The 13,635-nt window shown below is 67.9% G+C and carries 8 protein-coding genes and 1 pseudogene; 7 read left to right on the plus strand and 2 right to left on the minus strand.

Annotated elements, in window-relative coordinates; translation table 11 throughout:
* Window positions 1–573 precede the first annotated feature (573 nt).
* The 3 genes from AFM16_RS00005 to tpg are packed head-to-tail and all read left to right on the plus strand — an operon-like array spanning window position 574 to window position 5,697.
* Window positions 574–2,970, plus strand: coding sequence for a DEAD/DEAH box helicase (locus AFM16_RS00005; protein WP_078631439.1), 2,397 nt, complete (start codon window positions 574–576; stop codon window positions 2,968–2,970).
* 55 nt (window positions 2,971–3,025) lie between these two features.
* On the plus strand, window positions 3,026–5,134 hold the full coding sequence (gene tap / locus AFM16_RS00010; RefSeq protein ID WP_078631440.1) for a telomere-associated protein Tap: 2,109 nt from the start codon (window positions 3,026–3,028) through the stop codon (window positions 5,132–5,134).
* A gap of 5 nt (window positions 5,135–5,139) precedes the next feature.
* A complete protein-coding gene (gene tpg, locus AFM16_RS00015; protein ID WP_078631441.1) occupies window positions 5,140–5,697 on the plus strand; it encodes a telomere-protecting terminal protein Tpg in 558 nt (185 codons plus the stop codon).
* Window positions 5,698–5,913: 216 nt separating this feature from the next.
* Here the strand turns inward: tpg and AFM16_RS00020 are convergent, their stop codons facing one another.
* The gene (locus AFM16_RS00020; RefSeq protein ID WP_167797118.1) at window positions 5,914–7,356 is read right to left on the minus strand and encodes an AAA family ATPase; all 1,443 of its coding nucleotides are present in this window, start codon (window positions 7,354–7,356) and stop codon (window positions 5,914–5,916) included.
* Window positions 7,357–7,476: 120 nt separating this feature from the next.
* On the opposite strand from AFM16_RS00020, the gene AFM16_RS38950 reads away from it, so the two are divergent.
* The 4 genes and pseudogenes from AFM16_RS38950 (at window position 7,477) to AFM16_RS00030 (ending at window position 11,550) form a co-directional block, all read left to right on the plus strand.
* Complete coding sequence (locus AFM16_RS38950; RefSeq protein WP_143648267.1) at window positions 7,477–7,695, plus strand: hypothetical protein; 219 nt, start codon at window positions 7,477–7,479, stop codon at window positions 7,693–7,695.
* 157 nt (window positions 7,696–7,852) lie between these two features.
* Window positions 7,853–8,299 (plus strand): annotated as a pseudogene (locus AFM16_RS40555) (TniQ family protein); the annotation flags it as partial.
* 12 nt (window positions 8,300–8,311) lie between these two features.
* Complete coding sequence (locus tag AFM16_RS00025) at window positions 8,312–11,068, plus strand: helicase associated domain-containing protein (protein ID WP_256861255.1); 2,757 nt, start codon at window positions 8,312–8,314, stop codon at window positions 11,066–11,068.
* A gap of 356 nt (window positions 11,069–11,424) precedes the next feature.
* The gene (locus AFM16_RS00030; RefSeq protein WP_078631443.1) at window positions 11,425–11,550 is read left to right on the plus strand and encodes a helicase; all 126 of its coding nucleotides are present in this window, start codon (window positions 11,425–11,427) and stop codon (window positions 11,548–11,550) included.
* 100 nt (window positions 11,551–11,650) lie between these two features.
* On the opposite strand, the gene AFM16_RS00035 is transcribed toward AFM16_RS00030, so the two are convergent.
* Window positions 11,651–13,627 (minus strand): AAA family ATPase, encoded by a 1,977-nt coding sequence (locus AFM16_RS00035; RefSeq protein WP_078631444.1) that lies wholly within the window; start codon window positions 13,625–13,627, stop codon window positions 11,651–11,653.
* Window positions 13,628–13,635 lie beyond the last annotated feature (8 nt).

Here is a 13,635-nt window from a genome sequence, read left to right on the forward strand (position 1 = left end):
CCCGCGGAGCGGGCTATGACTCGGCAAGCCGAGTCATAGAGAAACGAATTGCGCAAGCGCAATTCGAATTCCGGCGCAAGCGCCGGAATGAAATTCCGCAAGCGGAATTTGAAAAGCAGGGTAATTCGCGCAAGCGCGAATTGGGACAGCCGCGCAAGCGCGGTTGCCTGAGCTGGCAACGAGAGCGGGGTGCATCACGCGCGGGCCTGTGTAGCGACTCGAAGTACCAGCCACCACCCCTTGCAGCGAATATGACGGACAGCCACTGCGGCAGATGCCGGCCTGCCGCGGTGAACGGGCTCCGCTGCGCTCTGCCCGAACCCCTCTGGAGCGCCCCAACTCGCTTCAGCATGTTCACCGGTCTCCCCCTCTCCTTCACTGCACTCCGCCGTCAGGGGTGCGGAGTCATCTCGCATCATCCTCGGTGATGCGAGATGACGTGAGGCTGATGCATCAAAGCTTTCCCCTGTGTAGAATCTGGTATCAGGCAGTACACCCAGGGACTACCTTCTTCACCCCGGGAATCCACTTCTGATGGCGCCTCACATCTCACGAAAAGGGGAACACCCGGGAATGACTGTGAAGCTGCGAGACCATCAGGTCGAGGCCGTGAGCAACATTGTGCGTGGCCTCGACATCCCGCCGGGCGGGATTCCCGGGCATGGTCTGCGTGGACAGGTGCACGCTGCCTGCGGTACGGGGAAGACGACTATTGCGGCGGCGTCGGCGAGGCGGCTGGTTCCGAGGGGGCGTGTTCTTGTTCTGGTGCCGACGCTGGATCTGTTGGCGCAGACGGTGAAGGCGTGGCATGACGTCGGGCATAGGGGGCCGGCGGTTGCGGTGTGTTCGCTCCAGGACGATCCGGAGCTGTGGGATTTGAAGGTGCGGTCCACCACGAATCCGGTGCAGTTGGCGTTGTGGCACGGGCAGGGGCCGGTGACGATCTACGCCACGTACGCGTCGCTGGGCGTGCTGGCGGAGGCGTTCGAGGGTGTCTATGGGCAGCAGTTGGCTCCGGTGGATCTGGCGGTGGTGGATGAGGCGCACCGGACGAGTGGGTCGATGGGCAAGGCATGGGCGGACATCCACAAGCAGACCGTGATTCCGGCGGTGCGGCGGTTGTATCTGACGGCGACGCCGCGGATCTGGCAGGAACGGCCGGCGAACTGGCAGGTGAAGGCTGGGGTGTTGGATCCGCTGCCGGAGATGATGGCGGCTTCCATGGACGACGAAGAGCTCTTCGGCCCCGTGCTGTACAAGCTGTCGCTCGCGTCGGCGGTCTCCCGCGGGCTGCTGGCGCGGTACCAGATCATCGTCCTCGAGCTGAAAGACCCGGTCGTCACACCCGAACGGCTGATGGGCGAGGAGCGGCACAGTGAGGAAGTGCGGGGTCAGCGCCTCGGTGCCCTCCAAGCCGCGCTCCTGCACACCATGAGCCAGCACAACCTCCAAACCTGCATCACCTTCCACCACCGGACGATAGAGGCTTCCGCGTACGCGGAGGGCCTTCAGCGCGTCGCCAAACGGCTGCACGCCGACCAGCCCGAGAAGTACCCCTCTGAGGTCTGGGCGGACTGGCTGTGCGGCGAGCATGTCCCCGAGCGCCGGCGGGACGTCCTCGGGTCCTTCGGGTCCACGGCGCGGCGGGCTGTGCTCTCGAACTGTCGGGTCTTGGGTGAGGGTGTCGATATTCGAAGCGTGGACTCGGTGGCTCTCTTGGATCCGAAGGGGGCGCCGCACGACATCGTCCAGGCCATCGGCCGGGCGCTGCGGCAGAAGCCGGGACAAGGGAAAATGGCCTCTCTGATCGTGCCGGTCTTCCTCCAGCCCGGCGAACAACCCGAGGACATGTTCACCTCTGGCTCCTACCGGCCCCTGGTTAAAGTCCTCGAAGGCCTGCGAGCCCACGACGAAGAAGCCGTGGAACTCCTCGCCATCCCCCAGGAACCCCAGAAAGACGTCGCGCAGCCGTCTGAGTTCATCGGTACGGCACCTGAAGAGGGCAAGGAAGAATCCCGCCTACTGCTCCGGTTCGCAGCCCCCAGGGATCCGGTGATGGTCGCGGACTGGGTGTCCTTCAACGTCATCGACACCGAACGCCAGGACTGGGCACGCGGCTGGGCGAAGCTGAAGACGTACGTCGAGCGGGTCGGGAACGCGCGGGTGCCCTACGGACATCGGGAGGGTGCGACACCGCTTGGGCAGTGGGTGGCAGAACAGCGAAGGGCGTACCAGGCAGGGCAGATGAGCGGCCAGCGCGCCCGCCGGCTGGAGAAGCTCGGCATGATCTGGTCGGTCGCCGATGAGCGGTTCCAGGAGAACCTCGAGGCCGCGAAGGCGTATTACAACCAGCACTGGACCCTGTGTGCTCCGAGGTCCGCAGTGGCCCTGTCCAGACCGGTAGGACAGTGGTTGAGCAATTTGCGCCGCCCCGGTGCGCTGGACGGTCACCCCGAGTGGGAGACAGCGCTCAAGAAGGTCGACGAGGACTGGAACCCGTCGTGGCCGGCTGAGTGGCAGCGGCACTACGCCGCCCTGCGCGAGCTCGTGCGCGACGAAGAGGGCCAGGCCGACGTCCTGCCCGGATTCACCGTCCACGGCATGGACATCGGGAAATGGCTCGCCCGACAGCGGACGCCGTCGGTCTGGCAGGCGCTGGCGAACGGGCAGCGCGAACGCCTGGAGCAACTCGGCTTCAAACCGCCGGCCCCGGAACCTGAGGCGACAACCGCGAAGTCACCCACAGCGTCTCTGAGCACCTTCGAGCGGGGCGTGGCGGCCCTCGCGCAGTACAAGGCCCGTGAGGGCTCCGTGACCGTCCCACGAGGCCACACAGAGCGGCTGGAAGACGGGGTGGAAGTCCGACTTGGCGTGTGGATCATGAACCAGAAAGGGCGCCGCGTGAAGCTCACCACCGACAAACTCGCCGCGCTCGCCGCGCTGGGGCTGGAGTGGGCCCTGAAAGGCTAAGAAACGGGATAAGTTTGTGGTTAAGTAAGCTTGCCTGGAGTGAGGGTGCAGGGTCATGGCATCTGAGGAAGAGCTGTTCGCGTCCGTCGACGCTCTGTTGAACGAGGAGCCGCATCTGCCGCCTCCGGCGGAGCGTGCCCGGCTTCGTGAGGCCGCCGGCATCACCCAGGCCCGCTTGGCCACCGCGCTGAAGACCACGACCCAGTCAGTGAAGAACTGGGAGAACGGCCGAAGCGAGCCGAAGTCGCCGCGCCTGGACGCATACCAGCGGCTGCTGAACGGGTGGGCGGCGAAGTACCCCGCCCCTGGCGCAGCTCCGACAGCCTCGGTTGCCGCCACGGCGCCCGCGGCGTCTACCGAAGCGGGTGCGTCCAAGGTGGAGAGGGCAGATGCCCCGCAGGCTCCCGCCGTTGCGGCTGCGGCGCCGGCGCGCCCCGCCGTCCGACCCGCTGCGTCATCGCGGCGTCCGGCCACGAAGAAGGCGGCGCAGCCCGCAGCCGACCCGCGCTTCCCACACGGGCCCCTCGCGGTCCTGGACGGTGACGGCTGCGCGTACGGCACGGGCGGCATCGTGCTCGACTGCCCCGCGACCACCGTGCCGGAGCTGGTGGAGTGGACGCTGCACGAGTCCGGCCTCGGCGCGCCCAAACTGAACCGCTACGGCAAAGACTCCGACCCCCTGATCGTCCTCACCGCCGCAGCCGCCGTGAAGCTCGGACTCCCCGAACGCCTGGAAGGCCATGAGCAGCGCCGCTCGCTGCGTCTGCCTGAGGATCACCCGGTGGTCAAGCAGGTGGGGAAAGCGAAATGGCGGCTCACCCAGCGCGGGTTCGGGCCGTGGGCAAGGATCTACCGCAAAGCCACCGGCACCCAGCGGCAGTGCGTGCAGCTCGCGATCCTGTCCTGGGACGCCCTCGATGATCGGTCCTGGCCCGGCGTCTCGGAGATGGAGCCGGCCGACATCGCCCGCGTCCTCGGCGTGTATGCCCAGCGGGTCATTACCCCGCGAGGGTCGACGGCCGTGTCCGGGCTGGAGCTGATGACGGCGCTGCGGCCGCCCACGCGCGCGGTGCAGGACCCGCAGACGGGGAACTGGGTGCCCGGCCACAACCCCGGCTCGCTGGGCACGGAGCCGATGGACCCGGCGCCGCCCGAGGCCACCGCCGAACACCCCGTCGTCGTCGACAGCGGCTGGAGCGGCGGGTTCCTGAACGAGGAGGCGTACCAGTGGGTGCGCGACGTCAGCCTGCTCAACGATGAGGAGTGCACGCTGCCGTACGCGGTCGGCCTGGACCTGAACACCGCCTTCCTCGCCGCCGCGGCTCGCCTGGTCGTCGGCCTGTCCGCCCCCGACCACTTCCACACCCCGACGTTCAACCCGAAGATCCCCGGCTCCTGGCTGGTCGATCTGTCCCACGTCGAGGTGGACCCGCGCCTGCCCTCGCCGTTCACGCCGGACGGCACCCGGCCGGCCGGGCCTGCCTGGTACCAGACGCACACCGTCGCCTACGCCCAGGAGCTCGGCTACAACGTCCAGCCCCTGGAGGCATACCTGCGCCGCGAGACCGGCGCCTACCTCGACCCGTGGCACGATCAGCTCAAGACCGCGTACGTCGACACCCTCGCCGACCTCGGCGTCACCAAGGACCTGACGGATGCCGAGTTCCTGGCGGCGATGGAGCGGCACAAGGACGTCGACCCCGCGATGGCGGCCGTGCTGGCCGCCATCAAGGCCACCGTCAAGGGCGGTATCGGCAAGCTGCGCGAGCGCCCGCAGGGCAGGAAGTACAAGGAGGGCGAGCGGTGGCCGGCCCTTCAGCGGCCAACCTGGCGCCCCGACATCCGCGCCGCCGTCATTGCCAAGGCCCGGGTCAACATGCACCGCAAACTGCGCAACATGGCCACGATGACGGGCCTGTACCCGCTCGCCGTCCTCTCCGACTGCGTCGTCTACCCCTCGCCAGGGGAGAGCCCGCTGGACTTCCTGCCGTATGCCGCGTCCGGCAAGCCGCAGCCCGGCGGATTCCGCCTCGGCCCCACACCTGGCCTGGCGAAACTGGAGGGCGTCCAGTCGATGCTCTGGGCGGTCGACCTGATGGAACAGGGCTACAACCCGGCCCGCCACATCAAAGGCGGCGACGCCGTCCTGGACGAAGGTGAGTAGGCGCTGTGGGAGAGATCGACGACGCCATCGAACGCGCCGACCGGGAGGGCTTCACCCGCCAGCCGCCCAAGACCCTCCAGGCACGCATCAACTTCCTGATGAAGCAGCTCAGGACGACCAAAGCCGTTGCCCAGGAGATCGGGGTCAGCCAGCGGTCGGTGGAGCGCTACCGCAAGGGCGAACGCAAGCACCCGCCCCAGGCGATCGCCGAACGGATCGACGCGGCCGTACGGGCGCGTTGGCAGCCCCAGGTACGCAGACGCCGCCGGAAGCAGGCCGCCACCACCACGGGCATCACGGTGGAGACGAGGGCCAGGTTCGGCTACACCGCACCCATCGGCACCACCGACGACGGACGCTTCCGACGGCTCACCGTCCACCTGCCCCCCACCTACGCGCAACGCCTGTTCAACGCCCGTGACACAGGCGCCAGCGACCAGCAGATGCACCAGATCATCGCCGAAGGACTCAAAGACATCTACTTCCAAGACAGCGGAGCCCGCGCCCTGGGACTCTCCGACGTCACCCTCAACGACATCGACTACCTCGACTTCGACTACTGACCCCGGCAGCAACCGGGAACCCGGACCTGCTCGTGTGACTTAGCGCTTGTTTGGCCACTTAAGTGCTTCACCTAGCCGTTCTGAGCACGGCATCTCGGCGAGCCGCCCGCAGCATCGGCGCCTTGCTGGAGGCGCAGCAGACCGGCTGGAGCCAGTAGGCGGAGTGCGGAGCAGCGGCTGCCGATGCCTCGCCGGGACAGTTGCGGCGAGCTCGGCCTATGGGGGTCTCTCCGGGCGGAAACGAATGATCCGGGCCCGCGATAGCGACGCGAGGGTCATGCTGTGCGTCGCAATTACGAACTGACAGCCCTGCGCGACCCGCTCGTACATCCACTGCACTTGCCGGGCACTGGCCTCCGGGTGCAGGCCAGCCTCTGGCTCATCGAGCAGAAACAGCCGGTTTGGCCCGTCCATACCTTCAAGGAGCGCATCCGAGCCCTCGGGCGAGGTGCCCAGGTACGACACGAACAGGCGGCTCTCCGGCTCCCGCGAGGTGGACCACCGCGCCTCCAGCCCCTCGGCGATCACACGGCTGAGTGAACTAAGCCCATGTGGCAGGCCGCCGTTGCTGAAGCGGCAGTGTGTCAGCAGTGCCAGTGCTTCCAGGACAGCCGACTTCCCCGAACCGTTCGGGCCCGCCAAGACAGTGATCCCGGAGTGGAACGAAACCCCCTTTTGCAAGCTTCGGATGATCGGCAAGGAGGACAGCCCAACGTGCTGCCCGCCGACCAGCCGCACCGACTGCAGGAATCCCGCCCATGTGCCGTTCTGGTGGGCGAACTCGTCGGAGAAGCCGTCGAGGACCTCTCCCGCAATCTCGACCTCTTGCCCCGTCAGGCCCAACATGCGGTCGACGTCGGCAAGCTCGCCATCCTGAAGATCGAGAGTCGGCGGAGCACTTGCCCTCGCGATGGTCGGCTGCGGCTCGCCGGGGCGGTCTCCTGGCAGCAGGAAACGGCTGAGATCGGCGACGTACTGCGACCACTCCACCAGCATGCGCTGGGCACGGTCCCGCTCCATCTCGGCAACGACCTGTTGCCACTCGCTCTCCTGCAGCCGGTGCTTCCATGCCAGCACCGACGAATCTCCCTCTGCCAGCTGTCCCCGGGCCTGAGCCAGCCGCAGATCATCCACGCGTTGCCGGATCCGCTCGCAGATCATCAGCAGGGCCCGTGCCACCTGCCGCATGCGGTCCCGCTCCGCCAGCAGCGCTGCCTCACGCTGCTCTGCCTGGCGCAGTTGCTCGGCGAGATCGAGTGCCCGGTGCGCCAGAGGGCTGTCCACCAGTTCGCGGTGAGAGACCGCCCTCTGGCAGGCCGCGTCCCAGGGGACGCGGACTTCGGCCAGACGCCGTTCCTGCAGTGCGGCGTTGTCCGTGGTGACATCCACAACGGCCTCGATGAATTCCCACGTCAGGCCCCTGCCCGCGAGGCGCTCATAAGTTGCAGTGCGTCGCGGCGGGGCACCATCGCCGAAGTGCTCCGGGGTAAACCGGTCGATCAAGGCGGGCACGGTGCAGCCGGCCTGGTCGAGCCACGACCGCAACAGCTGGGCCACTTCGTTGTGCGCGGCACTCGGTCCTGACAACGGCCCCCATTTCGTTCCCGCCCCGTTCATCGCCTTGCCTTCCTCCCCGCCTGCATCAACAGCCAGAACCATGCTGCCGTGCCGGAACCCCGTCCGGGCCCATCCGCCGGACAACCCGGACTGCTGGCCCGGCCCGCCCCGGCCGGACAAGGCTGAGCTCCGCCATCGGTTGACTCGCAAAGGAAAACCACAATGACTTCGCTCGACCATGATTCAGCACCGGCGCATTCGAGCCGCATGGAGAAGGCGCTGCAGTGGATCACCGCGCTGACTCTCCTGGCCACGGTCGCGGCCGTAATCGTGCTCGCCCTCACCGACAACGCCAGCTATCTCGGTACGGTCCTCGGGATCGGCGCTGCGGCGGCAGCCATCGGAGGGACCGTGCGCATTTGCATCCACGTCCGCGGCTGACTATTCGGCTGCCCTCGGGTGAGGCACACAGGCCGGCCCGGGGCGGCTGATCTCGTCGCGGACCGGTGAGTGCTCCAGTCGGCCACACTGGCCAACTGTGCCGCTCGGTCACAGCTCGTCTGAGCCGAAGCACGATAGTTGTCACACCACGGGATGGGTGGGGAAGCTGTTGCTGGCTGCGGGTGCCTTTCGGGTAGCTCCCTTGCAGGGTGAGATGACGCTGTCGTTCCTGGGGCGGATCGCGGACAGGTACGGCCTGACGGTGCGGAGTCTGCTGTCGTCGGTTACCGAAGTGGCCGGCCAGCAGGGCCTCGCCGGGGCTTTGCAGGGCGACAGTGAGGTGTTCTTGAACGCCGCGGCCCGGGACCGGGTCGCGGCGCTGTGTCGTGTGCCGCAGGTGGGCTTACACCGTGCGTTGCCAGCCTGGACGCGGGAGGAGCCGCTGGGCCCCTCAAAGGAGAGGCCGACGGCGCGGCTCCACAAGGGGGTCGAGACGGTTGCCGCCTGGGGTCCGGCGTGCCCGGGCTGTGTGGCTGCGCGGACCGGCCGCGTGGCACCAGCCCGGGTGTACCTGGCGGCGCACCAGCGGGTCTGCTCACGCCACCGGTGCTGGCTGATGAGCGTGCCTGGCAGCGGGGGCCGTGTCGTGGGGCTGGCCGGATGCCCGGAGGTGGTCCAGGCGCAGGAGGATCACCGGAGGCTGCTGCGCCGCTCCCCCGTCGCTGGTCCGGCGTTCGAGGTTGCTGAGGCGGTCACCGCCTCGTGGTGGGCGCAGAAGTGGCCCGAGGAGCGCCTGTGGGCGATGCGGCTGGTTGCGGCCATGCCCGAGGGCGAGGATCCGGTGCGGTGGCGGATCCTGGCGCGGGATCTGGTCACCTACCCAGAGACCGTCGCCCTCGCCACGCTTCTGGCCAGCCGGGCCTGGCGGCTCCGTGTCGCGGCCGACGGTGGTGGTCACCTCCCCTACCGGTTGGCTGATGTGCCCTGCGTGCCCCGCGAGCTGGGCCATCGCTTGAGGCGCCCGTGGCTCACCGAGCGTCTGGCCGCCTGCACCCACGGACCGCTGTTTGCCTGGACGTACCTGTGCATCCGTACGGGGGGCGGCAGTGGAGACGCCGAGCAGCGGTTGTGGCAGGTCCCCTTGGCGCTCCGGCCCCGGCCTCTCGCCGACGGTCTCGCGGGCTACCAGCGTCGGCAGACCGCGGGCCCAGAGGGTCTGCCGGCTCAGAAGCGGCTGCGGGGCCACAGCGTGCACGCCGACGGGGCCTTCGCGGCCGGCCTGGCCCACGCGCGCACGTACGCCGCCCGGCACGGCCACCTCGCCACTCGCCGCGACACGCGAGTCGGTTCCTTCTCCTTGGGGAAATGGGTGCACAACCAGCAGGCCCACGCCTTGGCCCTGCCTGAAGAAAAGGCCGCTGCCCTGAAGGAGGTGGATCCGTGGTGGAACATCCCCTGGTCGGTGAAGTGGCAGCGCTCCTATTACCGCGCCCGCGACCACGTCAGGCGCCACGGCCCCCTCAATGCCGCCGACGGCTTCCCCGATACCCACGTGCTGACTGGGGAGTGGCTGTACCTGCAGTGCACCGACTACGGCTCACTCCACCCCGAACAGCGCCGTCTGCTGGCCGACATCGGCATCACGGCCCAGGTTGCCGGTAGCGCACGCCCGCGCCGAACGAGCCGGACAGCGGGCATCGATAAGGCTGTTGCCTGTGCGCGCGTCTTCGTCGCCGAACACGGATGCCTGGCCCTGGCCACCAAGAACGTCTCGTACCAGGGGTTTTTGCTCGGGAAGTGGCTCGCTGCCCAGCGTTGCCTCACCCGCCGCCAGGACGAACCAGCGCACCTTCAGGTGCTCGACGCGATCGACGTGTGGTGGAACCCGCCGTGGCCCCTGGCGTGGCAGCGCACCTGGCACCGGATCCGCGCTCATGCCCAAGACCGGCGCCAAGGGGCTGCAGAAGAGGGCTGGCCGGACGGCAGTGACGGCTGGGCCACGTGGCTGTCCGTACAGTGCACCGGCTACCGGCAGTTGCATCCGCAGCAGCAGCATCTGCTGGCGGAAATCGGCATCACCGCCGAGACCGCCGCCACTCGCCCCCACGAGATCATCGCCCGGCTCTGCGGTACGGGCCCCGGGCTGGCCCACGCGCGCATGTACGCCGCCGCACACGGCCACCTCGCCACGCCCCAGAAGGCTTGCCTTGAGGGGTTTGCGCTGGGCCGGTGGCTGAGCGAACAGCGCCGCCAGGCGCGGGAGCAGCTTCGCAGTACAGGCGGGACATGGCCGGTCAGCACGCTCCTCGCAGCGCTCGACCCCTGGTGGAACCCGACCTGGTCCTTGGAGTGGCAACGCAATTGGAGCCGCGTACGAAAGCGGTCAGAGTCCGCGTCCGCAGCCGACAGCAGTGGTGGTACCGGCATTGAGGACCTCGAGACAGAGCTGGCCGGCTGGCTGAGGCACCAGTGCACCAGCTACGGCAGACTCCACCCCGGACAGCACCGCCTGCTGACCGAGATGGGCATCACCGCCGACATGGCCCGAGCCGCCCAACCACCGGCTCCCCGCGCCGAGCCCGGTCTCCTGGACACCGCTCTCGCGCAAGCTCGCGTCTACGCCGCCGAATACGGCCATATCGCCGCGCCCGCCAGCACCGTCCTCGACGGGTTCCCGCTGGGGAAGTGGCTGGCCTGGCAACGACGACGCGCCCGCCAGGGCCGCCTCTCCCCCACCCGGGCCGAAGCCCTGACCATGATCGATCCGTGGTGGAACCCGCCCTGGCCCCTGCAATGGCAGCAGGCCTACCACCGACTCCGCACAGCAGCTACAGGCGCCGACGGCCCACCGGTCACGAACCTCCCCCGAGGCCTTTGCCGCTGGATCCGTGTCCAGCAGGAGTCCTGGGAACATCTCCACCCAGGCCAGCAGGACCTCCTGACCGCCCTCGGCATCACACCCCACGCTGCCGTAGGCGAACGCCCCGCCCCGGCCACACGCTCCTACCCCGCCAGCCCCGGACTCGACCACGCACACGCCTACGCCGCCCGACACGGCCACCTCACCCCGGACAAACACACCCGACACGACGGCTTCCCCCTCGGCAGATGGCTGTGCCAGCAACGCCGCAAAGCCCGCGCCGGCGCCCTCTCCCCCACCACTGCAACCGTCCTCACCAGCCTGGACCCGTGGTGGAACCCACCCTGGCCCTACACCTGGCACCGCACCTGGCAGCAATACCGCACCACGATCAACGGGAACGAGACCCTCCCCCGCGCCCTCCAGCACTGGGCCAACGCCCAACGGAGTCAATGGAGCACCCTCCACCCCCACCAACAACAACTCCTCACCCACACCGGCATCACCGGATGAGCTCGCGGTGTCCAACAAGATCCGCGACCCCTCCGAGTGGTGCCGCCTCCGGCGGACATCTCCGCAGTCCCGCCACCGGCTGACACGGTCCTGCCTTCTGGCGTGCGCAGCGGTGTCCGCACACCGGGGGCCGGCCTAGGAGTGTCCTGAAGATCTTGAAGTTGCGCCCGGATTGCGTTAGTTCATGGCGATTTACATTTACTGGCAATCCAGGGCGAGCCGGGCGGCTGGAGCAAGATCTTCATCAGTCTCCTAGCCCCGAGAGCAGGCAAAGGACCCGCCGCCGGATTGGGGCCGGCGGCGGGTTCGGGCGGAGCCACCACAGCGTCCCGCAGAGCCACGCAGAGGGGATCTTGGTGGAGGGCGAGGCCACGCTGGTGTCTGAACTGGGCGTATGGGTCTCCAACGTCGAGGCCCGCCAGGACAAGCGCATGGTCGTACAGCGGGCCGCGCTCGTGGAGCTGGGAGTGGACTGGGCGTGACGCCGGTCGATCGCGGGCGTAGAACCAGCTGGGCATCCATGCATGCGCAAGACCCCGGGACGTCATGAAAGCTTCCCGGGGTCTCGTGCTGTCGGCAGGTTCAGGCGGTGAGTTTCTTGAAGACCGTCTCGAAGCGGTCGAGGGTCTCGTCATCTACCTGCTCGAAGAAGGCGTCCTTGTCGCGGGTGAGCTGGTGTGCGGGTCCGACGTGGTCGAAGTCCCGGGGCTTGTGCTGCTTCTCCCGGGCGATCCCGATGCGCTTGAGGATAGGGAGGGGCTTGTCGGAGGCGATCAGGTCGGCCTCGTTGATGGTGACCTCGGTAGCCCTGTTGTGGAGCCAGAGATAGTCCTTGGCAGAGAAGAGGTCCTCGATGTCGGCCGTCTCGGGGAGCCCTTCGAGTTGGCCGATGACGGTGATGTGGGTGGCGTCGACGTTGGCGGCCTGAGCGGCGCTGAGGACCTTGGTGGTCACCTTGGTGGTCTCGGCTCCGTCGATGAGCGCGCGGACGGACAGTCGGCGTCCCATGACGGCGACGAAGGCCGGCATGTTGCCGATGCCGCCGACCGGGATGATGGCCAGCCGGGGATCGAGGCCGGTGCGGCCCTTGCTGATCAGGTAGTCGGACATGCGCAGGAGGAAGATGAAGTCGCTACTGCCTTCCACCGCCAGGAGCGGGCCGGATCCGAGGAACAGGTGCTGCGATACGGAGTATCCGAGCGCCGCCTCCACCGGCAGGATCGTCTTGGGGTCTGCGGACAGGCTGACCGAGGTGATGACGACGCCCAGACTCGGGTCTTCGCGGGTCGCCTGATCGTGGATGGCGCGCATGGTCTCGTACCGCGTGGGGTCGATCATGTGCTGGGAGTGGGTGGTGTAGAGGACCTGCTGCTTGGGTCCGAGTTGCCCGTAGACGTACCGGAGGAAGTCGCCCTGGGCCTCGCCGTGCAGGCTGGTGCCCGGTTCGTCGAGCAGGACCACGACGCGCTCATCGGTGTCGCGGTAGGCGCTGAACGCGGCCAGGAAAGAGAAGAACCACTGGAAGCCGGTGGAGCGGGTGGAGAAGTTGGTCTCTACGCCGCCGTGCCGGTCGTCACGCAGCTCGATCTTGAGAAGCCGGTGGTGTGGCTGCGGCTGACCGTTGGGGTCTGGGGGCATGGCGATCAGATCGGTGTCGAAGACGACGGTAAGGGCGTCGTTCTGCTTCCAGTACTCGAAGACCTGATCGCTCAGGTCCAGGCTGGCGGCCTGAAGTTCGGCCTTGCGGCTGTCGTAGTCCTCGTCCAGGAAGTCTTCCGGCCCCTCGCCGGCAAGGCGGAGCAGGGACATCATGGTCTCGTCTCCGCGCTTCCACTGCTTGGCCTTCGCGCGTTCAGCGAGCGCGTGGAGGTCGCACTCGCCGGGGAGCAGTTCGTAGGTGGAGAAGTAGAAGAACCGGGGGAGCAGCTCGATCAGCTGCTCATGCTGCTCGTCGTCGAGGTTCTCTTCGACGTACTGCTTGTGCCGGTCCAGCTCGACCGGGATCTTCTCGATCGCCTTGACCCGGGCCGTCTTCTTGCCGGCGCCCACTTCCCTCGCCCGGGCCTTTGCTGCGGCGCTCACAGCCTCGATGCTCGTGTGGTCCCCGGCGATGGCCTCGCGGTCGTCGGTGTTGTCGACGCCAGCTTCTTCGAAGACATGGCTCAGGATATCCCCGAGGGTGCAGTACACCTCGGCTCGGAGGCTGCCGTCGTACAGGCGTGACGCCTTGACATAGGTACCCGCCGGCGGGCGTACGCCGACCACATCTTCAAGTGCGTCGACGTCCGCGTCTTCCAGCGCGAACATGGCCGTCACAGGAGCGACCTTGTCGAGGTTCTTGGAACGGCGGTCCCTGGACAGGTGCCGCCGCGGATAGTCGGTGGTGACGTGGAAGTCGTCCGCGTTGTTGGCCGGGTTCAGCCGATGCAGAGCCTTGAGGATCGTCGTCTTGCCCGACTCGTTCTTGCCGATCAAGCATGTGACCTGAGGGTCGACCGCCATGGTCTGCTTGTTCGTGATGTTGCGGAACGCCTCGATCTCCACCGAAGTCACCAGCATGGCACTCC

It is taken from the genome of Streptomyces antibioticus (assembly GCF_002019855.1).
In the GTDB taxonomy this organism is placed as follows: domain Bacteria; phylum Actinomycetota; class Actinomycetes; order Streptomycetales; family Streptomycetaceae; genus Streptomyces; species Streptomyces antibioticus_B.